19 protein-coding genes, 1 rRNA gene, 1 pseudogene and 1 riboswitch are annotated in these 23,411 nt (G+C 71.9%); of the genes and pseudogenes, 6 read left to right on the top strand and 15 right to left on the bottom strand.

Going from position 1 to position 23,411, the window contains the following annotated elements; all coding sequences use genetic code 11:
- Nucleotides 1-40: 40 nt before the first annotated feature.
- Complete coding sequence (locus tag AB0O11_RS30570) at nt 41-568, top strand: HAD domain-containing protein (protein WP_363393465.1); 528 nt, start codon at nt 41-43, stop codon at nt 566-568.
- Here AB0O11_RS30570 and AB0O11_RS30575 read toward each other — a convergent pair.
- Entirely contained in the window at nt 546-1,334 is a 789-nt protein-coding gene (locus AB0O11_RS30575; protein ID WP_363393467.1) for a CPBP family intramembrane glutamic endopeptidase, read from the bottom strand. The two genes, AB0O11_RS30570 and AB0O11_RS30575, sit on opposite strands and share 23 nt — an antisense overlap.
- Nucleotides 1,335-1,428: 94 nt before the next feature.
- The gene (locus AB0O11_RS30580) at nt 1,429-2,934 is read right to left on the bottom strand and encodes a glutamate--cysteine ligase (protein WP_363393495.1); all 1,506 of its coding nucleotides are present in this window, start codon (nt 2,932-2,934) and stop codon (nt 1,429-1,431) included.
- 378 nt (nt 2,935-3,312) lie between these two features.
- Here AB0O11_RS30580 and AB0O11_RS30585 point away from each other — a divergent pair, with 378 nt between their 5' ends.
- The gene (locus AB0O11_RS30585) at nt 3,313-3,885 is read left to right on the top strand and encodes a hypothetical protein (protein WP_363393469.1); all 573 of its coding nucleotides are present in this window, start codon (nt 3,313-3,315) and stop codon (nt 3,883-3,885) included.
- A gap of 417 nt (nt 3,886-4,302) precedes the next feature.
- Complete coding sequence (locus tag AB0O11_RS30590; RefSeq protein ID WP_363393471.1) at nt 4,303-4,494, top strand: DUF5999 family protein; 192 nt, start codon at nt 4,303-4,305, stop codon at nt 4,492-4,494.
- A 121-nt stretch (nt 4,495-4,615) separates the two neighbouring features.
- Here AB0O11_RS30590 and gcvP read toward each other — a convergent pair whose 3' ends face one another.
- A complete protein-coding gene (gene gcvP / locus AB0O11_RS30595) occupies nt 4,616-7,516 on the bottom strand; it encodes an aminomethyl-transferring glycine dehydrogenase (RefSeq protein WP_363393473.1) in 2,901 nt (966 codons plus the stop codon).
- Between the two features lie 238 nt (nt 7,517-7,754).
- Nucleotides 7,755-7,858, bottom strand: a riboswitch (glycine riboswitch).
- 223 nt (nt 7,859-8,081) lie between these two features.
- On the opposite strand from gcvP, the pseudogene AB0O11_RS30600 reads away from it, so the two are divergent.
- From AB0O11_RS30600 to AB0O11_RS30610, 3 genes and pseudogenes are all read left to right on the top strand, one after another.
- Nucleotides 8,082-8,387: pseudogene (locus AB0O11_RS30600) on the top strand (PRC-barrel domain-containing protein); the annotation flags it as partial.
- A 33-nt stretch (nt 8,388-8,420) separates the two neighbouring features.
- Complete coding sequence (locus AB0O11_RS30605; protein WP_363393497.1) at nt 8,421-9,557, top strand: YsnF/AvaK domain-containing protein; 1,137 nt, start codon at nt 8,421-8,423, stop codon at nt 9,555-9,557.
- Nucleotides 9,558-9,810: 253 nt separating this feature from the next.
- Nucleotides 9,811-11,307, top strand: coding sequence for an MFS transporter (locus tag AB0O11_RS30610; RefSeq protein ID WP_363393475.1), 1,497 nt, complete (start codon nt 9,811-9,813; stop codon nt 11,305-11,307).
- 142 nt (nt 11,308-11,449) lie between these two features.
- Here the strand turns inward: AB0O11_RS30610 and AB0O11_RS30615 are convergent, their stop codons facing one another.
- The 12 genes from AB0O11_RS30615 to rrf form a co-directional block, all read right to left on the bottom strand.
- Nucleotides 11,450-12,871 carry a DNA polymerase IV gene (locus tag AB0O11_RS30615; protein WP_363393477.1) on the bottom strand — a complete coding sequence of 474 codons (1,422 nt, stop codon included), beginning with the start codon at nt 12,869-12,871 and terminating at the stop codon, nt 11,450-11,452.
- A gap of 73 nt (nt 12,872-12,944) precedes the next feature.
- Nucleotides 12,945-13,667: an ElyC/SanA/YdcF family protein gene (locus AB0O11_RS30620; protein ID WP_363393478.1), complete on the bottom strand. Its 723-nt coding sequence runs from the start codon at nt 13,665-13,667 to the stop codon at nt 12,945-12,947.
- A 94-nt stretch (nt 13,668-13,761) separates the two neighbouring features.
- The gene (locus AB0O11_RS30625) at nt 13,762-14,406 is read right to left on the bottom strand and encodes a MerR family transcriptional regulator (RefSeq protein WP_363393480.1); all 645 of its coding nucleotides are present in this window, start codon (nt 14,404-14,406) and stop codon (nt 13,762-13,764) included.
- Between the two features lie 222 nt (nt 14,407-14,628).
- On the bottom strand, nt 14,629-15,105 hold the full coding sequence (locus AB0O11_RS30630; protein WP_224276619.1) for a bifunctional nuclease family protein: 477 nt from the start codon (nt 15,103-15,105) through the stop codon (nt 14,629-14,631).
- Nucleotides 15,106-15,202: 97 nt separating this feature from the next.
- Entirely contained in the window at nt 15,203-15,898 is a 696-nt protein-coding gene (locus tag AB0O11_RS30635) for a MerR family transcriptional regulator (RefSeq protein ID WP_363393499.1), read from the bottom strand.
- A gap of 179 nt (nt 15,899-16,077) precedes the next feature.
- A complete protein-coding gene (locus tag AB0O11_RS30640; protein WP_363393482.1) occupies nt 16,078-16,620 on the bottom strand; it encodes an FHA domain-containing protein in 543 nt (180 codons plus the stop codon).
- Nucleotides 16,621-17,188: 568 nt separating this feature from the next.
- A complete protein-coding gene (locus AB0O11_RS30645; RefSeq protein ID WP_363393501.1) occupies nt 17,189-18,049 on the bottom strand; it encodes a DUF881 domain-containing protein in 861 nt (286 codons plus the stop codon).
- A gap of 301 nt (nt 18,050-18,350) precedes the next feature.
- Nucleotides 18,351-18,683 (bottom strand): small basic family protein, encoded by a 333-nt coding sequence (locus tag AB0O11_RS30650; RefSeq protein WP_030062488.1) that lies wholly within the window; start codon nt 18,681-18,683, stop codon nt 18,351-18,353.
- Complete coding sequence (locus AB0O11_RS30655; protein ID WP_363393484.1) at nt 18,680-19,708, bottom strand: DUF881 domain-containing protein; 1,029 nt, start codon at nt 19,706-19,708, stop codon at nt 18,680-18,682. The genes AB0O11_RS30650 and AB0O11_RS30655 overlap by 4 nt, the downstream gene beginning before the upstream one ends.
- Nucleotides 19,709-19,980: 272 nt before the next feature.
- Nucleotides 19,981-22,476: a mannose-1-phosphate guanyltransferase gene (locus tag AB0O11_RS30660; protein ID WP_363393486.1), complete on the bottom strand. Its 2,496-nt coding sequence runs from the start codon at nt 22,474-22,476 to the stop codon at nt 19,981-19,983.
- Between the two features lie 124 nt (nt 22,477-22,600).
- Nucleotides 22,601-23,221, bottom strand: a complete 621-nt coding sequence (locus AB0O11_RS30665; RefSeq protein ID WP_363393488.1) for a CDP-alcohol phosphatidyltransferase family protein — start codon at nt 23,219-23,221, stop codon at nt 22,601-22,603.
- A gap of 99 nt (nt 23,222-23,320) precedes the next feature.
- Nucleotides 23,321-23,411: ribosomal RNA gene (gene rrf / locus AB0O11_RS30670) — 5S ribosomal RNA — on the bottom strand; the annotation flags it as partial.

Consider the following 23,411-nt stretch of genomic DNA (forward strand, 5'->3'; position numbering starts at 1 on the left):
CGAGCAGTCAGGAAACACCACCGTCTCCGAGGGGCCACCGGTGCCGAAGCCACTGCTGTTCCTGGACGTCGACGGCGTCCTGAACCCGCTCTGCCCGCACCCGGACACCGGATTCGACGCCCACCCCCTGTTCGGCTACACCGTCCTGCTGTCCACCCGGCACGGCGCCTGGCTGCGCGAGCTCGCCGGAACGTACGACCTGGTCTGGGCCACCACCTGGGAGGACCACGCCAACTCCCACATCGCCCCGGCGATCGGCCTGGACCCGCTCCCGGTGGTCACCTTCACCGGCTACGTCCCCCAGCCCGGCGACCCGCGCGTCCCGCTGATGGAGCTGTTCTCCGCGGCCAAGTGGGCCCCGCTGCTGCGCTACGCCGAGGGCCGGCCGTTCGCCTGGGTGGACGACGTCATCCCGCCCCGGCTGGTCCGCCGCTCCCTCTGGCGCCGGGACCGCCTGTTGCTGCGCGTCGACCCCGGCCAGGGCCTGGAGCGCCGGCACGTCGACCGGCTGCTCGCCCGCCCGCCGCGCGGCCGGGCGCTGTCACTCAAGGGGTCGGCAGCCAGCTGACGTGCCCGGCCAGCAGCGCGTACCCGACGAAGGCCACCGTGTCGATCAGCGCGTGCGCCACCACCAGCGGCATCACCCGCCCCCACCGCCGGTACAGCAGGCAGAACACCACGCCCATCACCATGTTGCCGACCAGCCCGCCGACCCCCTGGTACAGGTGGTACGAGCCGCGCAGCACCGAACTCGCCGCCACCGCCGCCGGCCAGGACCACCCCAGCTGCCCCACCCGGCGCAGCAGGTAGCCGAGGACGACGACCTCCTCCAGGATGGCGTTCTGCCAGGCCGACAGCACCAGCACCGGCAGCCGCCACCAGACGTCCGGCAGCCCGGACGGCGCCACCGTCAGGTTGTACCCGGCCGCCTGCGAGGCCAGGTAGAGCGCCAGCCCCGACCCGCCGATCGCGGCCGCGACGGCGGCGCCCCGCCCCAGGTCGCGCAGTTTCTGCCCGAGGTCGAAGCCCAGCACCCGCAGCGCGACGCCCTCGCGCACCAGCAGGTAGCCGACCAGCACCACCGGCATCAGCCCGCGCCCGACGTAGTACAGCTGCCACACCAGGTCCAGCCAGGGCCGCCCGGGCGCCCGCGAGCCGTTCAGCGTGGCGACCTGCTGGCCGAGCTTGAGCGGTTCGGTGAGCGAGCCGGTGAAGCTGATCAACGCGCTGATCCCACTGGCCCCGAGGGAGAGGCCGAGGACGATCAGCAGCTCCACGCCGAACAGCCGACGGGTGGGCTTCGCTGTCTCCGGCGCGGTCGGGACGGTGGTCACGGGGGCTCCAGCGGACGGGCGGTCGCTCCGGCCGTCGGCCGACCGCCGGAGCGATCATCCTGACACAGCCGCCGGGCGGCCCGGTGAGGAGGTCTCAGCCCACCGGCCAGGTGTGCACCGGCTCGCCGCCGCGCATGTGTTCGGCGTAGCGCCTGGTCATCGCGGCGAGCGCGGCCGGCCGGTCCATCCCGTACTGCTCGCGCAGCCGGTGGAAGGTCGCGGTCTGCCAGGACGCGCCGTTGGTGCGGCGCAGACAGCGCTGCTCGATGATGCCCAGGTAGCGGTCCCGGTCGGCGGGCTCCACGCCCCACTCGTCGAGGCCCTGGTAGGCCATCGGCAGCAGGTCGTTCAGCACCAGGTCGACCGCGGACACGGTCTGCAGCCCGCCGCCGCGCCCGGCCCGCCCGGGGCGCGGCCACTGGAACACCGCGTCGATGCCGTACCGGGCGCCCTGCCGGAAGTTCTCGTCCGCCCGCTCGAACGGAAGCCGGGTCCAGACCGGCCTGGGCTGCTCGGCGAGCACCCGCACCAGCCCGTAGTAGAAGGCGGCGTTGGCCAGCGTGTCGGCCACCGTCGGTCCGGCCGGCAGCGCCCGGTTCTCCACCCGCAGGTGCGCCACCCCGCCCGCGACGTCGTACACCGGGCGGTTCCAGCGGTAGATGGTGCCGTTGTGCAGCCGCATCTCGGCGAGCCTGGGCGCCCCGCCGGAGGCCAGCACCTTCAGCGGGTCCTCGTCGTCGCAGATCGGCAGCAGCGCGGGGAAGTACCGCAGGTTCTCCTCGAACAGGTCGTACGCCGAGTCCACCCAGCGCTCGCCGAACCATGTGATCGGGCGCACGCCCTGCGCCTTGAGTTCCGCCGTACGGGTGTCACAGGCCTGCTGGAAGAGCACCGGACGGGTCTCCCGCCACAGCTCCCGCCCGAACAGGAACGGCGAGTTGGCGCCGAGCGCGAGCTGCGGCCCGCAGATCGCCTGGGCCGCGTTCCACACCGAGGAGAACCGCTCCGGGGTCACCTGGAGGTGCAGCTGGAGCGAGGTGGCGGCGGCCTCGGCCACCATGGTGATCGACTCCAGCTGGAGGCGCTCGACCCCCTCGATGTCCAGCGCGATGTCCTCCCCGCGGGCGGCCAGGATCTGGTCGCTGAGCAGGCTGTACCGCTGGTTGTGGCTCATCGCGTCCAGCCCGGTGTGGCCGTGCTCCAGGGTCGGCAGGATGCCCACCATGACGATCCGGGCGCCGGCCTCGGCCGCCTGCCGGTCGGCGTAGCGCAGACCGGTGTCGATCTCCTCGCGCAGTTCCTCGAAGACGTGCCCGCAGAGCCGGTGCGGCGTGATGTTGACCTCGATGTTGAACCGGCCCAGTTCGGTCTGGAAGTCGCTGGATCCGATCGCGCTCAGCACCTGGGCGTTGTTCATGGCCGGCAGGCCCTGCTCGTCGGCCAGGTTGAGCTCGATCTCCAGGCCCATCACCGCCCGCGGCCGGTCGAAGCGGTCCTCCCGGAGCATCCGTCCGAGCGCTTCGAGACACGTGTGGAGCTTGCGCCGGTACAGCTGCCGGTCCGCCAGTTCCGCCCGAGTCGCCACGACCTTCTCGCCCACGGTCCCCTCCTCCAGAGCCACCCCGTCGAGCACCCGGTCGACCGACCGTGCAAGCATCATGCCCACCTCGAAGATCGATACCCGAACGCGCGTACTGGCTTGCATTGCAAGGCATCTGACGGAAAATCAGAAGAACTGTGGACTTGCTCGGCACCACGGCCTGTGATAAACAGATCACCCTGCGCACCTGTTCGAATTTGCACAGCGCTCCGGCCGGTCCGCCTCGCCCCGAAGCCCTCGTCGACGGCGACGACCGTGCCGGCACCGCGATCCTGCACAACCGGACACGGCCGGGCCCCGTCACCGAAGACGCGTCGCCGCGCCACGCCGGTATGCCGCATTCGCACGCCGATCTCGCTTGGAGAGGCGGACCCCGCCATGACTCTGCAACCCCCTCAGCCCCCGCCGAGCGCCCTGCGCGCGGTCCTGGGCGCGCTCGACTCGGAGACCGCGCTGCGCCAACCCGCCGCCGCAGCGCTGCGCCATCCGACCGGCCCACTGCTCCCCGCCCACCCGCTCGCGGTGCACGTCCTGAACGGCCCGCGCCCGGAGCTCCCGGCCGCCCGCCGCACCGGCTGGCGCTTCCTGATCAAGGACGGCGCCGAGGTGGCCGCCGCCGCCGAGGTGGTGCAGAGCGCCGAGGGCCACAGCTTCTCCCACTTCACCGCCGGCCCCTACCTCGACTCGACGGTCCGGGCACTGCGCGAGGCCTGGCAGCTCGCCCAGGGCTCCCGGACCCGCCGACAGCCCCGGCTGCTGACCTTCCCCGGCCAGTACGCCACGGCGCTCTGGCTGCACAGCCCCGACGCCGGCCCGGCCGCCGACCTGCTGATCCCCCTGGCCCCGGCCCCGCTCGGCGTCACCGCGCACCGCGCCTGCCCGGCCGCCGAACTGCTGCCGCTGCTCGCCCGCGCCCCGCTCGCCAGGCCACTGCTGCTCGGCTCCTCCTGACCCGCCGGCGCCCCACGGGCCGCCGGGCCCACCTGCCCGGCGGCCCTCGGCCGTGCCCGCACCTCCACCCCGAAGCCCGTCACCCGAACGGCGACCACCCACCCGGGTCAGTCGGGGCATGGCCCGATCGGGCCATGCCCCGACTGACCCGCTGGGGCGCCTTTTCCCGTCGGCCCCACCTGAACGGGTGATCTGTGCCCGGGAGTTGTGGCGCATGTCACGAAATCCCTGCGCGCGGGTCCGCAGATGCCGACACTGGGAAGCAGCGTGGAAGGACCACCTGTCCTACCCACTTGAGCGCCGGTCCACACCTGGCCGGCGCGCGGACAGGATCCGACCACCACGGCGGCTCCGGACGGCACGACCTCCGGCGACCGCACCACGGGGAGGATCGCAGAGCGAAGCGAGGGTACGCGTATGTGCCAGCACCGTCCTGAGTGCCCGTCGGCCGAGTCCGAGGACCGCGAGGCGGCCGCGTCGGTGGCCCGCCACCCGGAGCAGGGCTGGAGCCTGCTCTGCAACGGCGTCGTCCTGTTCGAGGACACCGGAGAACTGCTGCCCGACGGCCGGGTGATCGCCCCGCGCCGCCCCATCGCCCACGCGGCCTGACCACCCGGTCCGGCCGTACGGCGGGGGCAGCCGCCGACTCGACCAGCGCAACGGGCAGGGCCCCGGCGGAAGCTCCGCCGGGGCCCTGCCGTCGGCCCGGACATCCTCGGGCCCGGACCGGTCAGACGCCGTACTCGTCCAGCGGCGGGCAGGAGCAGACCAGGTTGCGGTCGCCGTACGCGCCGTCGATCCGGCTCACCGGCGGCCAGTACTTGTCCGCCGGGTTGACGCCCGCCGGGAAGACCGCCTCCTGCCGCGAGTAGCCGTGCGCCCAGTCGCCGGCCAGCGTGGCGGCGGTGTGCGGGGCGTTGCGCAGCGGGTTGTCGTCGGCCGACCACTCGCCCGAGCCGACCTTGTCGATCTCGGCCCGGATGGTGATCATCGCGTCGCAGAACCGGTCGATCTCGTACAGGTCCTCGGACTCGGTCGGCTCGATCATCAGCGTGCCGGCCACCGGGAAGGACATCGTCGGCGCGTGGAAGCCGTAGTCGATCAGGCGCTTGGCGATGTCGTCCACCGTCACGCCCGTCTCCTTGGTCAGCGGGCGCAGGTCGATGATGCACTCGTGCGCGACCAGCCCGCCCGGACCGGTGTAGAGCACCGGGAAGTGCGGCGCCAGGCGCTTGGCGATGTAGTTGGCGTTCAGCACCGCGACCTGGGTGGCGTGCTTGAGGCCCTCGCCGCCCATCAGCCGGACGTACGCCCAGGAGATCGGCAGGATGGCCGCCGAACCCCACGGCGCGGCCGAGATCGGGCCCACGCCGGTGGCCGGGCCGGCCTCCGCCTGGAGCGGGTGGTTCGGCAGGTACGGCGCCAGGTGGGCGCGCACCGCGACCGGGCCGACGCCCGGGCCGCCACCGCCGTGCGGGATGCAGAAGGTCTTGTGCAGGTTCAGGTGCGAGACGTCCGCACCGAACTTGCCCGGCTTGGCGAGGCCGACCAGGGCGTTCAGGTTGGCGCCGTCCACGTACACCTGGCCGCCGGCCTCGTGCACCAGGGCGCAGATGTCGGTGATCTGGGTCTCGTACACGCCGTGGGTGGACGGGTAGGTGACCATCAGCACGGCGAGGTTGTCGCGGTGCTTCTCGATCTTGGCCTTCAGGTCATCGACGTCCACGTCGCCGTCGACCAGGGTCTTCACCACGACCACGCGCATGCCGGCCATCACCGCGGAGGCCGCGTTGGTGCCGTGCGCCGAGGACGGGATCAGGCAGACGTCGCGCTGGGTGTCGCCGTTGGCGTGGTGGTAGGCGCGCACGGCGAGCAGGCCGGCCAGCTCGCCCTGCGAACCCGCGTTCGGCTGGATCGACACGGCGTCGTAGCCGGTCACCTCGACCAGCTGCTGCTCCAGCTGGCGGATCAGGGTCAGGAAGCCCTGGGCCTGGTCGATCGGCGCGAAGGGGTGCAGCTGGCCGAACTCCGGCCAGGTCACCGCCTCCATCTCGGTGGTCGCGTTGAGCTTCATGGTGCAGGAGCCCAGCGGGATCATGCCGCGGTCCAGCGCGTAGTCCCGGTCCGACAGGCGGCGCAGGTAGCGCAGCATGGCGGTCTCCGAGCGGTGGCTGTGGAAGACCGGGTGGGTCAGGTACTCGTCCTCGCGCAGCAGCGCGGCGGGCAGCGCCTCGGCGGCCTCGGCGACCTCGACGGCGGGGACGCCGAACGCGGCCCAGACGCCGGCCAGGTGTTCGCGGGTGGTGGTCTCGTCGGTGGAGACGGAGATCCGGTCCGCGCCGTCCTGGTGGACGTTGATGCCGTTGGCGCGGGCAGCGGCGGCGATCTCGGCGGCGCGGCCCGGGACGACGGCGGTGACGGTGTCGAAGAACTCGCCGTGCAGCAGCTCGACGCCGCCGGCCCGCAGGCCTTCGGCGAGGGCGGCGGCGTAGCGGTGGGTACGGCGGGCGATGTCGGCCAGGCCGTCCGGGCCGTGGTAGACGGCATACATCGAGGCCATCACGGCGAGCAGCACCTGGGCGGTGCAGATGTTGCTGGTGGCCTTCTCGCGGCGGATGTGCTGCTCGCGGGTCTGCAGCGCCAGGCGGTAGGCGCGGTTGCCGTCCGCGTCGACGGAGACGCCGACCAGGCGGCCGGGCAGCGAGCGGGCGTACTCGGCGCGCACCGACAGGTAGCCGGCGTGCGGGCCGCCGAAGCCCATCGGCACGCCGAAGCGCTGCGAGGTGCCGCAGGCGATGTCGGCGCCCAGCGCACCCGGGGACTTGAGCAGGGTCAGCGCGAGCAGGTCGGCGGCGACGGCGACGATCGCGCCCAGACCGTGCGCCTGCTCGATCAGCGGGGCGAGGTCGCGGACCACGCCGGTGGCACCCGGGTACTGGAGCAGCACGCCGAAGACACCGCGCTCGGCGATCTCGGCCGGGATGCCCTCGGACAGGTCGGCGACGACGACCTCGACGCCGGTCGGCACGGCGCGGGTGTTGATCACCGCGACGGTCTGCGGCAGGGTCTCGGCGTCGACCAGGAAGACGCCGCCCTTGACCTTGGTGACGCGGCGGGCCAGCGCCATCGCCTCGGCGGCCGCGGTGCCCTCGTCCAGCAGCGAGGAGCCGGAGGTCGGCAGGCCGGTCAGGTCGGAGACCACGGTCTGGAAGTTGAGCAGCGCCTCCAGGCGGCCCTGCGAGATCTCCGGCTGGTACGGGGTGTAGGCGGTGTACCAGGCCGGGTTCTCCATGACGTTGCGCAGGATCACCGGCGGGGTGAACGTGCCGTAGTAGCCCAGGCCGATCATCGGCTGGAGCACCTGGTTGCGGCCGGCCAGCTCGCGCAGCTCGGCGAGGACCTGGGCCTCGGTCCGGCCCGCGGGCAGGTCCAGGGCGGTGATGGAGCGGATCGCCTCGGGCACCGCGGTGGCGGCGAGCTCGTCCAGCGAGCCGTAGCCGACGGACGCCAGCATCTTCTCCTGCGCGGGGGCGTCGGGGCCGATGTGGCGGTTCTCGAAGGGGCTGGCCAGCTCAAGCTCGGTGAGGGTCGAGGCGCCGGTGGGGCGTCCCGCGTTCGGCTGGGCGTTCATGGTGGTCGAGGCCTCCTGGTCACGGACCGGCGGGGGTACGCACGCCGGCCGGCCTTCACCGCTGCGGACAGCGGACCAGCCTGGGCGAGCGAACCCGACAGGCCTCCCCCTCTGTCATCGGGACCTGAGAGCTTCACCCGCACGGGGCGCTGTGGGCGCTCCGCCGGCTTGCACCGTCGGTGAGGGTGGTGATCGCCGGCTCCCGTGCCGACGCCCCTGCCCTGCTTTCCAGAGTGACCTACCCCACACGGTACGGATGCCTGAGAGATTCCGGGGAGGAGTTGCTCCTTCGGCGCTCCGACCAGCGGTTTTCGCAGTCGGAGACTCTCCCGAGCGGGCTCTGCGGTCGTCGCCCAGGGTACCAGCGGGAGGCCCCCCGATCACGGGTGCGTCAGGTCACTCGGGGTCTACGCGCGTCCCCCGGACGGTCCAACGAGCAGCCCGTCCGGCGCACCCCGGTCGCACCCGTCCGATTCATGGCTTTTGGTGTGAAGTGATGGACGGAACGGGCGCTTCGACCGCCTTCCTGCGGGAGTTCCGCAGGCCCAGTGCACGGGAGGAAAGAGTGCAGACCGACATCGACCCGCGGGACCTCATCGGTCACAAAGCCGTCGACCGCAACGGAGACAAGATCGGCACGGTCGACGAGGTCTACCTGGACGACGCCACCGGCCGGCCCGAGTGGGCCGCGGTCCGGACCGGCATCTTCGGCCGGGACGCCTTCGTCCCGCTGACCACGAGTGAGTTCTCCGGCGACGAACTCCGGGTGCCGTACGACAAGTCACTGGTGAAGGAGTCGCCGGACTTCGGCGTCGGCCAGCACCTGTCACCCGCCCAGGAGCTCCAGCTCTACCGCTACTACGGGCTCGACACCCTGGCGGACGGCCGCCCGGACGGCAATGACGTGAGCCACGCCGAGCAGCCCGACCTCGACTTCGGCACCACCGCGGCCGCCACCACGACGGCCGCGGCAGCCCCGGCCAAGTCGCTCACCTTCCACACCTCCGAGCACTCCCCCGAAGCCGCCCCGGCCAGAACCCCCGCTGCCGCTGCACCCCCAATCGCCGACACACCCAGGACCCCCCCGGAGGCCGACATGCGGAACCTCGGCACCCCCACGGCTGCCACCACCTTCCCGCCGGCCGCGCCCCCCGCCGCCCCCGCCGACGCACCTGCCGCACCCACTGCGGGACCGAGGCCGCAGCCGCAGCCCACCTCCACACCCGCCGCGGGGCCAAGGCTGCATCCCACCTCCGCCCCCACCGCGACACCCGCCACACCCGCCGCGGGACCGAGGCCGCATCCCGCATCCACCCCCACCGACGCGCCTGCCACACCCGCCGCGGGACCAAGGGGGCTGCATCCCACCTCCGCTCCCACCGCGACACCCGCCACACCCGCCACACCCGCCGCGGAACCGAGGCCACATCCCACCTCCACCCCCACCGCCGCCCCCACCGCGGGACCAAGGCTGCATCCCACCGCCACACCCGCCGCGGAACCGAGGCCGCATCCCGCATCCACCCCCACCGACGCCCGCGCGGCGACCACCACCACCGAGAAGGCCGGCGCCGCCCCCAGCAGCCCGGTGGAGATCACCTGCCGCGAGGAGCGGCTGGACATCACCACCGAGTGGCACACCCTCGGCACCGCGAAGCTGCGCAAGTACGTGACGACCGAACAGGTCGAGCGCCGCGTCCCGGTGGTCCGCGAGCGCGTCCGGGTCGAGCGGACGCCGGTCAGCGACGCCGAGCGCGCCGCGCTCACCGAGAAGGAGATCGCCGAGGCCGTCGAAGAGGTCACCCTCCGAGAGGAACGCGCGGTGGTCCGCAAGCACCTCGCCCCCATCGAACGGGTCCGCCTGGTCGTCGAGCGGTACACCACCGAGGAGGTGATCCGGGACGAACTCCGCCGCGAACACGTCGAGGTCCACGACACCACCGCCACCCAGCCCCCCGCCTCGCCGTCGGCAACCCCGCCGACCGGATCGACCCCGCCCGCCACCCCGCCCCACTCCTCCCCGCTGCGGCCGCTCGTCTGACAGCACCCACGATCAGGGCCCCGGACACCGTCCGGGGCCCTGATCGCGTACCCGACCGTTCACCTCCGCCGAAGCGCCCTCGCCCCCGCCCCACCTCCGCCCGCCGCAGGCGCCCTCCACACCCACCACAGCCCCTTGTCGCGTACCCGACCCTTCTCCTTTGCCAAAGCTTAACCACTCGATATTTGACACTCTGAAGTATCCCCCTGCATGGTTACTTCAGTTCATTCACTATGTACGGGAGGAAGCAACCGTGAGTGAGGCACCACAGCCCACCACCGCGGCCGAGAAGCAGAGCAGCGCCCGGGTCCTGCCGGCCCTCATCCTGGCGATGCTGTCGTTCAGCGTGGTGCAGACCGCGGTCGTCCCGATCCTGCCCTCGCTGGCCAAGGAACTGGGCGTCTCCGCCTCCAGCATCACCTGGCTGATGACCGCCAACCTGCTCTCCGCAGCCGTGCTGACTCCCCTCCTGGGCCGCTTCGGCGACCTCCGGGGCCGCAAGCCGATGCTGCTGATCTCGCTGGCCGGCCTGGTCGCCGGTTCGGCGCTGGCGGTCAGCACCCACTCCTTCACCTGGCTGGTCGTCGCCCGCGTCCTCCAGGGCGCCGGCGGTGGCGTCCTGCCGCTGGCGATCAGCATCGTCCGCGACGAGCTGCCCAGGCAGAAGGTGACCGGCGGTGTCGCCGCCATCAGCGCCTCGATGGGCGTCGGCTCCGGCCTCGGCCTGGTCGCCACCGGCCTCCTGCTGGAGCACTGGAACTACAAGTCGATCTTCTGGATGGGCCTGGTCTTCGGCCTGATCGCGGTCGCCCTGGTCGCCTTCCGCGTCCCGTCCGACCCGGTCACCGACAAGGACGGCGGCGCCGACCCGCTGGGCGCCCTCACCCTGGCCGGCTGGCTCTCCGCGCTGCTGGTCGCGGTCAGCCAGGGCAACCACTGGGGCTGGGCCTCCAACAAGACCCTCGGCCTGTTCGCCGTCGCCGCCGTGGTCGCCCTGGTCTGGGGGATCATCGAGACCAAGGTCGCGCACCCGCTGGTGGACATGAAGATGATGGCCCGTCCGGCCGTCGCCTTCACCAACGTGGCCGGCCTGCTCATCGGCTTCGGCATGTACGGCTCCTTCATGGTCATCAGCAACTTCGCCCAGACCCCGGAGAAGCTGACCCACTACGGCTTCACCGCCACCGTGCTGCACGCCGGCATCATGCTGCTGCCGTCCGCGATCGGCTCGATGGTCGCCGCGCCGGTCGGCGCCCTGCTGATCGCCCGTCGTGGCCCGCGCCTGCCGCTGGTCCTCGGTGGCGTCCTCGGCGCCGTGGCGATGGCCTACCTGGCCGTGCGCCACGGACGGGAGGGCGACATCTACACCGCCTCGGCGATCTTCGGTCTCGGCGTGGGCCTCGCCTTCGCCGCGATGCCGGCCTACATCAACGGCGCCGTCCCGGCCGAGCAGAGCGGCATCGCCAACGGCATGAACTCCGTGCTGCGCACGGTCGGTGGCGCGATCGGCACCGCCGTCATGGCCGCCATCCTCACCGGCGACACCATGAAGCTGCCGCCGCAGATCCCGCTCTCCCTGCCCACCCTGGACGCCTACAAGCACGCGTTCTGGACCGCGGCCGTCATCTGCATCGTCGCCGGTGTCGTCCCGTTCCTGATCCGCGGCACCACGTCGGCCGCCACCCCGGTCGTCCTCGGCGGCTCGGCCCAGCAGGACTCCAGCCCCGAGCTGGTCAAGACCGACGCCTGACGAGGCGTCCGGCCCCCGCGCTCAGGGACAGGGCGCGGGGCCCCGGTCTCCGTACGTCGCGAGGGCATCACGACCGTACGGCGTCCGGTACGGTGATCGGCCCCGCCCGGTACTCCCCCACCGGGCGGGGCCGCTTCGTGTTTCAGGCCTCCTCCTGCGCCCCGTCGGCCGCATCCGCGCCCGGCACGCCGTCCTCGCCCTCGTCCCGGCGCAGCGGCAGCGGCCGGGACGGTTCGAGCGCCGGGTCGTCCACTGCGAAGGTCCGCACCCGCCCCGGCTCGCTCCACGGCGTCTCGAACCGCACGGTGACCCTCCCGACACCGCTGCCCTGCACCCAGCCCGGCCCGAACTCCTCGTGCCGGACGTCCTGTCCGGGCATCCAGCGCCGCACCACGACGGCCTCCGGCCCCTCCTCGGCCTCCTCGGCCTCGGCCGCCGCCTCCGCGTGCTCCGCGGCTTCCTCCCGCAGCACCTGCGCGAACAGGTCCTCCTGGGTGTAGTCGGCGAGTTGGGCGACGCCCACGCCGAGCAGCCGGACCCCGCCGGTGATGTCCACCTGTTCGGCCAGCCGGCGCGCCGTCGCGGTGATCACCGACTCGTCGTCGGTGGGCCCGCCGAGCGTTTCCGAGCGGGTCAGCGTCGAGAAGTCGAACCGCCGGACCTTGAGCACCACCGTCCGCCCCGAGCGCCCGGCCGCCCGCAGCCGCCGCACGCACCGGCCTGCCAGCGCCTCCACCTCGCGCAGCACCCGTTCCCGGTCGGCCAGGTCCACCTCGTAGGTGTCCTCCACCGACACGGACTTGGCGTCCTGGTCGGCGATCACCGGCCGGTCGTCCAGCCCCGTCGACATCTGGAAGATCCCGGCGCCGTGCGCCCGCCCGACCAGCTGTACCAGCTCCGCCTCCCCCGCCTCCGCGAGGTCGGCCACCGTGTTCAGCCCGGCCCGGCGCAGCACCTGCTCGGTGGCCGGCCCGATCCCGGGCAGCGCCCGCACCGGCATCGGGCCGAGCACGGCCCGCTCCTGCCCGGGCTCGATCATGACCAGCCCGTCCGGCTTGGCCTGCTCGGAGGCGATCTTGGCCATCAGCTTGGACCCGGCCGCCCCGACCGAGCCGGTCAGCCCGGTCAGCCGCTGGATGTCCGCCCGCAGGTCCTCCGCCAGCGCGAGCACCAGCCGCTCGCCGGTCTCGTGGTCCGCCTCCAGCAGCGCCGGGCCGTACGGACCGGCTTCCAGGTCCACGAAGGCCTCGTCCAGGCTGAGCGGCTGCACCAGCGGGGACAGCTGCCGCAGCAGCCCCATCACGATCTCGCTGTTCTGCCGGTAGGCCTCGAACCGCCCCGACAGGAAGGCTGCGTTGGGGCAGAGCCGACGCGCCTGAGCCATCGGCATCGCCGAGTGCACCCCGAATCTCCGGGCCTCGTACGAGGCCGTGGAGACCACCCCGCGCCCGCCGAGCCCGCCGACGATCACCGGTTTGCCGCGCAGGCTCGGCTTGGCCGCCTGCTCCACCGCCGCGAAGAAGGCGTCCATGTCGAGGTGGATGATGCTCGGCAGAGATCGCACCCGCCGATCATCGCGTACGGGTCCGACAGTGCGTACGAACCCGGCCGCACGCCCCGCGGCCGGCCCCCGGCGGCTACCTCTTCGCCGCCTCCGCCAGCGCCTTCGGAATGCCGTCCTCCTTGGGCCCGAGGAACACCGGGTCCGGCCGTAGCAAGGCGTTGGCCGCCGCCTTGCCCGCCCCGGCGACCTCCCGCAGCCCGCCGTACAGCCACGTCACGTCGTGCAGCTCCGGCACCCCGACCGCGTACGAGCGGATGCCCGCCGCCTCGCACAGCGCCAGCGCCCGGCGGACGTGGAAGTCCTGGCTGACCAGCACCGCGCGGTCCACCCCGAAGATCCGGTGCGCCCGGGTGCAGGAGTCCCAGGTGTCGAAGCCCGCGTAGTCCCGGACCACCCGGTCCTCGGGCACGCCGTGCTGGGTCAGGTAGGTGTACATCGCGTCGGGCTCGTCGTACTCGACCCGCCCGTTGTCCCCGGTCACCAGGATCGCCTGCACCTTCCCCTCCCGGTACAGGTCCATCGCCGCGACCAGCCGGTGCTCCAGGTACGGTGAGGGCTTCCCCTGGTCCAGCCCGGCGCCGAAGACCACCGCGACCGGCGCGGCGGGCGCGCTCTCCACCGTGCCCACCCGGTCCCCCGCGGCGCACCACACCCAGGCGCTCGGCGCCAGCGCCAGCGAGCAGAGCACCGTTCCGGCCTGGAACACCCTGCGCTGCGTCGGCCGCTGCCGCAGCCGCGTCCCCAGCAGCCCGGCCCTGCGCCTCAGCAGCCCCGCTATCCCGGTGCCGACCCCCACGTGCCCTCCCTCGATCAGGTCAACCAGGCAACACGACGGGGCCGCGGGCCCGAACGGTTCCCCGCCCGGGCCCGCGGCCCCGTCGAACGCCTGCTCAGACCGCCCGGTTGCGCCGCTGGGCCAGCTCGTCGGCCGGGTCGTGCCCGACCAGGGTCTCGCCGGTGTCGGTGCGCTCCGCGTGCAGCCGCCCGAGGGTGAGCTCCAGCTCCTGCCAGACCGCCCCGACCGCGATGCCGAAGACGCCCTGACCGCTCTTCAGCAGGTCCACCACCTGCTGCGGCGTGGTGCACTCGTACACCGTCGCGCCGTCGCACATCAGCGTCATCCCGGCCAGGTCGCCCTGATCGGCGGCCTGGAGGTGGGCGACCGCCACCCGGATGTTCTGCAGCGAGACGCCCGCGTCGAGCAGCCGCTTCACGATCTTCAGCAGCAGGATGTCGCGGAAGCTGTAGAGCCGCTGACTGGTGGACGGGTACGCGGTGCGGACGCTGGGCTCCAGCAGTCCGGTGCGGGCCCAGTAGTCCAGCTGGCGGTAGGTGATGCCGGCCGCCGCGCAGGCCGTCGGGCCGCGGAAGCCGAGCAGTTCGGACGTCGGGGCCAGCCGCTCGATGGCCGGCTGGCCCGGTTGCACGGCCGGGAACCTGCCCATCCGGGGGAGATCCGTGACGGTGCGAGCGGTGCGCGGCATGTGCACGGCGCACCGGCCTCCCACGGCCGTGTCATCGCCGGTGCTGCTCATGCCTGCCTCCGTCCACTTGTGCTGCGGGCAACCCGACTGCGGGCATCGGCCACCCGGACAGCCACTCCTGACGGTAGGCAGTCCCCTATGACCCGTCAACGATCGCCACGCCGGGTCAGACAAACCACATCACTCAGGAGAGTGGTTTTTCGTGCCCCTAGTGTGGGTAGATGGACGGTTTTTGGCAAAACGGGCGGGCCAAACAGCCACCCGACCGGCCCCCTACTGCGGACCGCTGCCCCCGAAGTCCTCGGGCGACACCTGGTCGAGGAACTCGCGGAACTTCTCGACCTCGTCCTCCTGCTCGTCCGGGATCGCGATGCCCGCCTCGGCGAGCACCTCCTCGCTCCCGTAGATCGGCGTGCCGGTGCGCAGCGCCAGCGCTATGGCGTCGGACGGCCGGGCGCTCACCTCGACCCCGCCGGAGAACACCAGCTCGGCGTAGAACACGCCCTCCCGCAGGTCGGTGATCCGGACCTCGGTGAGCTGCTGGCCGAGCGCCTCCAGGACGTCCTTGAACAGGTCGTGCGTCAGCGGGCGCACCGGCGTCATGCCCTGCTGGGCGAAGGCGATCGCGGTCGCCTCGCCGGGGCCGATCCAGATCGGCAGGTAGCGATCTCCCCCGACCTCCCGCAGCAGCACGATCGGCTGGTTGGAAGGCATCTCCACTCGGACACCCACGACGTCGAGCTCATTCACACAGGCAACCCTATGGCTCCGCTCCCGGATATGAAAGCGCAGAGCCGACGCCGCTGGTCAGCGCGGTGCACCCGGTGCCGCCAGGGCGTGCCGGCCGTTATCCGCGGGTCCGCAGACCGGCCTGGACCATTGCCGCGTGCAGCCGTACGGACAGCGTCGCGAGCTCCCGGGCGGTGGCCTCCGCGTGCGCCCTGGTCTGCGGGTTGCGGTGCCTGCGCAGCGGCGCCACCACCTGTTCCACCAGCGCGATCTCGCGGTCCGCCGCCGCCTTCATGGCCCGCAGGTGGCGGGGCTCCAGCCCGAACCGGCCGAGCTCCGCGACCAGCCGGGCCACCTGGAGCGCCTCACCGTCGTACCCGCCGTCCGGGCCCGGGGCGACCAGCCCGTAGTACTCCCACTCCGCCAGCTCCGGCTCCCCGGCCTCGGCCGCCGCCAACAGCTCGGCGCGCCCCAGCCGGACCCCGGAGGGAACCTCGCCGACGGCCACCAGCTCCCGGTCCGCCTCCTCCAGCGGGCCGGGCCGGGTGTCGCCGGCGGAGGGCAGCGCGGGCGGGCTCTCACCGCGCTCGATGGCGTCCAGGTGTTCGCGGATCACCCGCAGCGGCAGGTAGTGGTCCCGCTGCATGCGCAGGACGTAGGCCAGCCGCTCGACGTCGGCCGGGCTGAACTTGCGGTACCCCGAGGGCGTGCGGTGCGGCTCCACCAGCCCCTCCGCCTCCAGGAAGCGGATCTTGGAGATGGTGACCTCGGGGAAGTCGTCGCGCAGGGAGGCCAGCACCGCGCCGATGCTCAGCAGATCGTCACCGCCGCGCCGGCGCCCGGCGGGCCGCTCGCCCCGGACCGGCTGCCGGGGACCCGCGACCACCCCGCGCCCGCCACGGTCCGCCTGCGGACCGGACGGGGTAGGGGGGGCCGCCCCGAGAGAAGAGGAAGGGGTATTCGTATTCACTCGGGCTCCTGCCGACGTCGTTTTCAGTACCCCCGGTTGTGGCCGGCGAAGAACACCAGCCGGTACTTCCCGATCTGCACCTCGTCGCCGTTGTTCAGCGGCACCTCGTCGATCCGCTCCCGGTTCACGTAGGTGCCGTTGAGGCTGCCCACGTCCGCGACGCTGAAGCCGGCCGGGGTGCGGCGGAACTCCACGTGGCGGCGCGAGACCGTGACGTCGTCCAGGAAGATGTCACCCTGCGGGTGACGTCCCGCCGTGGTGATGTCCGAGTCCAGCAGGAAGCGGCTGCCGGAGTTCGGGCCGCGCTGCACGATCAGCAGGGCCGAGCCCGGCGGCAGCGCGTCGATCGCCGACAGCACCTCGGCCGACAGGGCCGGCGTGGCGCCGGTGCCGGTCGTGGCGGTGGGGTCGTACGACTCCAGGCCGGAGATGGAGATGGTCGACGTGGTCTCAGCCGCCCCCTCCGGGAGCAGGCCGCCGCGCAGCGCCGTACCGCAGTTGGAGCAGAACCGGGCCGCGGCCGGGTTCTGGTTGCCGCACCTGGGGCACGGAGTGGGGCCAGCCATGTTCACAGCCTCCTGGCGCGGCACACCCGACGGGTTGTGCCCGGCGTACGGGTCCGGGGCAAACCCTCCACCAGAGGTTGAGGGTCCTGACGGGAAACCTATGCGCGGCTCGCCGGAAGGGTCAACCGACGCGCCGTAGCCCGCCGGATTCCCTGCGAACTGGGCGGCGCCGCCGTCCCGGTACAGCTGCTGGCCGGCGTACGGAGCGGCCTCGGGGGCCGACCGCATGCCCGGCACGGCGGGCTCGTCCTCCGTCCGGCGGTGACGCGCGGTGGGCGCCTCGACGGCGGCCGCGTCGCGGCCCTTGTTGCGACCGAACAACTTCGAGAAGAAACTCACGGGCGAATCCCCTTGCGTGTGACAGACCCGCCCGCGGGGCAGGGTGAGAACCTCGGACATGCTGCGAGCCCGGTCATTGCGGCTCGGGCCCGCTGGAGTGGTACTCCGACGGTTGGTGCTGCGGTTGTTGCTCCGGAGCGTACTGGTGCGAACCAGTCTCGCCCATGTGACGGCGGCGCCCCGCAGCGGGTGCCGCCCGCCCTTGACGGGCCGTTCGTCGGGTGCCCCGTCACTTCGAAGCCGGCTTGGCGTACTGCGGCGACTTCGGGTCCACGAGGGCGTCGACGACCACCTTCTGCTGCTGGGTGATCGTCGCCCGCGCCTGGTGGCTCTCCAGCGTGCGGACGACACCTCCCGGGATGTTCAGCGCGGGTGTCAGATCCTGCGGGTTCCCCACGACCGTGAAGCGGTAGGGCTGCGAGACCTTCTTCCCGTCGATCTGCACCCCACCGGCCGACAGGTCGGTGAAGTAGGTGTTGACCACCACGCGCACATCGTTGATCTGAATCGCCTCCGCCCCCGCCGCTCGAAGTTCTTGCAGGGTGTCCAGCAGCATATCTGCCTTCACCTGCCCTTGGGGATCATCAACCGTGAGGATGATCCCCGGACCGGTGGCCTTGACGGTGCCGGCGAGCACGCCGAGCTCCGTCACCTTCTTCCTGGTCTGCTCCTGGGCTTCCTTGGCCTGGTTGGAGCTGTTCTCCAACTTCGCCAGGGACTGCTCCAGCTCGGCCTTCTCCTGCTGAAGACGTTGCTGACGGCTGTCCAGTTCGTCGAGGATCCGCACCAGGTCCTCCTGGCGGGCCCCCCGCAGCTGACTGTGGTGGTCGTTGGTCGACCGCACCTGGATCGCCAGGCCCAGACCGAGCGAGAACAGCAGCAGCGCCACCACCAGCTGGCCGCGCGACAGCCGCGGCGGCCAGAGCGCCGCCTTCAGGCGCCGCCGGCCCGCGCTCCGGTCCGGGACGGGTTCGAGCTCGGCTGCCGCCTCCGGCTCGGGCTCGGCGGCAGGCGCGGGCTCCGGCTCGGGGCTCGCCTCAGCCGCGGGCTCGGAGTCGGCCTCCGGCTCGGCCCCGGGTGCCGGCTCGATGGTCTTCGTGAGCCGCAGCGTCGGCTCGGACACCGAACCGGCCTCGGGCTCAACCTCGGCGTCAGACCTCTCCTCCGGCGCCTCCTCGGCCTCGGCGGTCTTCCCGGCCACCTCAGCGGCGTCGGCCGCGCCCGCCGCCCCCTCCGGCCCGGATTCCCCGTCCGACTCCGGCTCGGGCGCGTCAACGGCCTTCTCGACGGGCTTCGCAGCCGCCTTCTCCACCGGCTTCGCACCCGGCTTCCCTGCGGCCGGCGCGGTCGCCGCTGCCTCCTGCTTCTCCTCCGCCGTCCCGCGGCCCGGCTCAGGCACGGAAGACATGGCGCCGGATCGCGGCCGCGTTGGAGAAGATGCGGATGCCGAGGACGACGACCACACCGGTGGACAGCTGCGAGCCGACGCCCAACTGGTCGCCGAGGAAGACGATCAGCGCCGCGACCACCACGTTCGACAGGAACGAGACGATGAACACCTTGTCGTTGAAGATCCCGTCGAGCATCGCCCGGACGCCGCCGAACACGGCGTCCAGCGCCGCCACCACCGCGATCGGCAGGTACGGCACGACGGCGTCCGGCACCTCGGGTTGGACGAAGAGGCCGACGACCACCCCGATCACAAGACCCAGTACGGCAATCACGGTCTGGCTGCTCCTGTCCCTGTCGTGGTCTTGGTGGTTCCGGTGGACGGACGCCGCTTGGCGGTGGAAGTACCGCTGGGCGCGGCCGGCGAGCCGGGTGCGGAAGGCGAGGCCGACGGTGAGACGGACGCGCCGGGACTCTCCTGGGTTCCGGCTCCGGCCGACGGCGAGCCGCTCGGCGCCGTCGGGGTCACCGCGGGCGAGGCCTCGGGCGTCACCGGCTGCGCGGTCCGCAGCGTCACCCCCACGGCCGCCGGCAGCGTCAGGTTCTTCTGCACGGAGAGCGTCGACTTGATGCCGTACTGCTCCTGGAGCAGCCGCAGGTACTGCCCGGCCATGTCCTTCTCGAAGGCAGTGAGGAGCTTCGGGCCGTCCCCGATCGCCTGGATGCTGTACGGCGGCACCAGCGGCCGGTTGTCCACCAGCACCGCCTCACCCGCGGCCCGGATCGCGGACAGCGCGGTCAGCCGCTGGCCGTTGATCGCGATCGCCTCGGCCCCGGATCCCCAGAGGCCGTTCACCACCAGCTGCAGGTCGCGGTCCCGCAGCCGGCCGCTGTTGGAGAAGCCCTGCCCGGCCCGCGGGTCGACGTTCCCGCCGAGGCCCGTGCCGGAGGCGTCCTCCAGGACCAGCTTCACGCCCGGCCCGGTGACCTGCCCCAGGCCCACGGCCCCGGTCACCTCGCCGGGATCGCCGTCCCCCGAGGCGAGCGCCTGCTGCTGCGTGCTGTCGACCTTGAGCCGCAGCTCCTGCACCTGCTTCTGCAGCTTGTCGGCCGAGGTGTTGCTGTCGTTGATCCGGTGGATCAACGCGTCCCGCTCCTTGGCCAGCGACGGCTCGGCCTTGTGTGCGTTCACCGCGCCCACCGTCACCACCGCGCCCACCAGCGCCAGCCCGGCGCCCAGCGTGAGCAGCCCCTGCACGGTGCCGGGTATCCGGCTGTCGCGGGCACCACCGCGCGCGGCGGCCGCCTCCGCGTAGCCCTCGTCCAGGCTGTGGTCCATCACGTTGGTCAGCAAGGACATCGAGGCATCCGGACGGTTGTACCGTCCGTTCGGGGCACTCGGTGTCGGCGTCGCTGGCATGGAGACCATCGTCCCATGTCGCCGAGGGGGCCCGTGCACGGCCCCTGAGCTGCACACACGCTGCACACATGACGGAAAGTGACGGACTGCTCCGAATGATGTGAAAACGGACAGCGGGGCGCACGGATCACAGCGTGCGCCCCACCGTTCGAAGCAGTCCGAGCCCGGTTCCTGACCGTGCTCAGGTCCGGACCGTGCTCAGCCCCGGGCCGTCACCGCCCTGCTCCGTCGACCACGGCCGCCCACTCGTCCAGCAGCGCCTCGGTGGCCTCGTCATCGGGGCCCTCCGCCCACAGGTGGGTGACCGCCTCGGCCGGGTCCGGCAGGACCAGCGTCCAACGCCCGTCCGCCTCGACCACCCGGACGCCGTCGGTGGTGTCCAGCCGACGGCTGCCCGCCGCCTCCACCACCGAGCGCATGACCATGCCCTTGGCCGCCCACGGCGTCGCGATGTCCCGGCGCCGGATGTGCGCCTGCGGAATCCGCGCGTCGATCTGACTCAGCGTGAGCTGGGTCCGCGCCACCAGACCGACCAGCCGGACGAACGCCGCGGCGCCGTCCAGCACCCCGCTGAACTCCGGCACCACGAAACCACCGCGCCCGTCGCCGCCGAACACCGTTCCCTCGGCGGAGGCCGCCTTCGCGAGGTCGTCCGGCGTCGTCGTGGTCCAGATGACCTGGGTTCCGTGGTACGCGGCCACCTGCTCGGCGATCCGGGTGGTGGTCACCGGCAGTGCCACCTGTCCGCTGCGCCGCTCGGCCGCGACCAGGTCCAGCAGCACCAGCAGGGCCCGGTCGTCGTCGATCACCCGGCCGAGCTCGTCCACGAACGCGACGCGTTCGCCCACCGGGTCGAACCGCACGCCGAAGGCAGCCCGCGAGGAGGCGACCAGCTCGCCGAGCCTGGCCAGACCGGCCCGGCGCTCCTCCGCGTCCTCGGTCGGCCGCGCCTCGTCCAGCCCGCTGGAGACGGTGAGCGCCTCGACCCCGAGCCGGCCGAGGATGCTCGGCAGAACAAGGCCCGCGCTGCCGTGCGCGGTGTCCACGACCACCTTCAGTCCGGCCTCCCGGACCCCGGTGGTGTCCACCGTCCGCAGCAGGTTGCCGGCGTAGGAGTCGAAGACGCTGGACGGGAAGGTCAGGTCCCCGATCTCACCGGGGAAGGCCCGCCGGTACTCCTGGCGCGCGTAGACGCGGTCCAGCTTGCGCTGGCCGGCCTGCGAGAGGTCCGCCCCGCGTTCGTCGAAGAAGAGGATGTCCAGCGAATCCGGCACGCCCGGCGTCGTCCGCAGGAAGATCCCGCCCGCGCTCCCCCGCGCCGTGTGCTGCCGGGCCACCGGCATCGGCACGTTCTCGAGGTCACGGACGTCGATCGCGGAGGTCTGGAGCGCCGAGATCATCGCCCGTTTGAGCGCACGCGCACCACGCGAGTGGTCACGCGCGATGGTGACGGTGGCACCCTTCTTCAGCGTCGTCGCGTACGCCCCCGCCAGCCGTACGGCCAGCTCCGGGGTGATCTCGACGTTCAGGATGCCCGAGACGCCGCGGACCCCGAAGAGGTGCTCCTGGCCGCGCGACTCCCAGATCACCGAGGTGTTGACGACGGCGCCGGCCTCGATGGTCTTGAACGGGTAGACCCGGACGTTCGCCCCGATGATCGACTCCTCGCCGACCAGGCACTCGTCCCCGATCACCGCGCCGTCCTCGATCCGCGCGGCCCGCATCACGTCGGTGTTCTTGCCGACCACGCAGCCCCGCAGATTGCTCTGCGGCCCGACGTACACGTTGTCGTGCACCACCGCCTTGTGCAGGAACGCTCCGCGCTTGACGACCACGTTGCTGCCCAGCACGGTGTGCTCACGGATCTCCACACCGGCCTCGACCTTGGCGTAGTCCCCGATGTACAGCGGCCCGCGCAGCACCGCCTCCGGGTCCACCTCCGCGCCCTCGGCGACCCAGACCCCCGGGGAGATCTCGAACCCGTCGAGCTCGACGTCGACCTTGCCCTCCAGGACGTCCGCCTGGGCCTTGCCGTAGCTCTCGTGGGTGCCCACGTCCTCCCAGTAGCCCTCGGCGACATAGCCGTAGACCCGCTTGCCCTCTTTCAACAGCTGCGGGAAGACGTCACTCGACCAGTCGACGGACTCGCCCGCCGCCACGTAGTCGAAGACCTCGGGCTCCATCACGTAGATACCGGTGTTCACCGTGTCGGAGAAGACCTGCCCCCAGGTCGGCTTCTCCAGGAATCGCTCGACCCTCCCCTCCTCGTCCGTGATCGTGATGCCGAACTCCAGTGGATTCGGCACCCTCGTGAGGCAGACGGTGACCAGAGCGTCCTTGCTGCGGTGAAAGTCGATCAATTCCGAGAGGTCGAAGTCGGTCAGCGCGTCTCCGGAGATCACCAGAAAGGAATCGTCCTTGAGCGCGTCCTCGGCGTTCTTGACACTCCCCGCAGTGCCCAGTGGCGTCTCCTCGTGGGCATAGGTCAGGTGCATGCCCAGCTCTTCGCCGTCACCGAAGTAGTTCTTGACCAGTGATGCCAGGAACTGCACGGTGACGACTGTGTCGGAGAGGCCGTGCCGCTTCAGCAGCCGAAGCACGTGCTCCATGATCGGCCTGTTGGCGACCGGAAGCAGCGGCTTCGGCATGCTGGAGGTCATCGGACGGAGTCGGGTGCCCTCGCCCCCTGCCATTACAACGGCTTTCATTACGGGTGCGTCCTCCTTCGCGGTGGTGGACCAGCAGGTCCATCAAACCGTTCCAGAGGGTTGTCTACCCGGAAGGTATCGTCCGACGCACCGATGAGGCGTGGGGCTTCTCTCAGATCAGGTCTCAGATCGTGGACGCCGAGCCCGAGGTGCTCGCCCGGACGATCTGCCTCGCCTGGACCGCGTAAAGAATCGCGGCCCACCAGTACAAGGTCGTCCCCCACCAGATGAACGCCCAGCTCACCACCTCGGCCGGCCGGGCGATCCAACTGTCCACGCTGCCGAGCAGCAGAAGCGGAAACGCGTACATCAGATTGAAGGTCGCGGCCTTCCCCAGGAAACTCGTCTGGAGCGGGCCGTAGCCGTGCCGGTTCAGAATCGGAAGCAGCGCGGCGATGAACGCCTCACGGGCCAACAGGATCGCAGTGAGCCACCACGGCAGAATCTCACGCCAGGTCAGTCCGACCAGCGTGGAAAGCACATAGAGCCGGTCGGCCAGCGGGTCGAGCAGCTGCCCCACCCGGCTGATCTGCCCCCACCGCCGGGCGAGCTTTCCGTCCAGGTAGTCGCTGATCCCGCTCAACATCAGGATCAACAGCGCCCAACCGTCATTGTTGGGGCCGTCGAAGACCGGCCACAGGATGAGCCAGAGGAAGAGCGGAACACCGACCAGCCGGCCCATGCTCAGCATGTTGGGGATGGTGAGGACGCGATCGGTCTGGACCCGCGTCTCCTGGACCTCCACCCGGGGGCCTCCTGTCCCGTGTGACGACAATTGCATGTTGACCTTACAACAGAGAAACCCCCGACCGGTTCACCCGGCGGGGGCTTCTCTAGAATAATTGTTCGGCGGCGTCCTACTCTCCCACAGGGTCCCCCCTGCAGTACCATCGGCGCTGTAAGGCTTAGCTTCCGGGTTCGGAATGTAACCGGGC

Source organism: Kitasatospora sp. NPDC093102, from assembly GCF_040683915.1.
In the GTDB taxonomy this organism is placed as follows: domain Bacteria; phylum Actinomycetota; class Actinomycetes; order Streptomycetales; family Streptomycetaceae; genus Kitasatospora.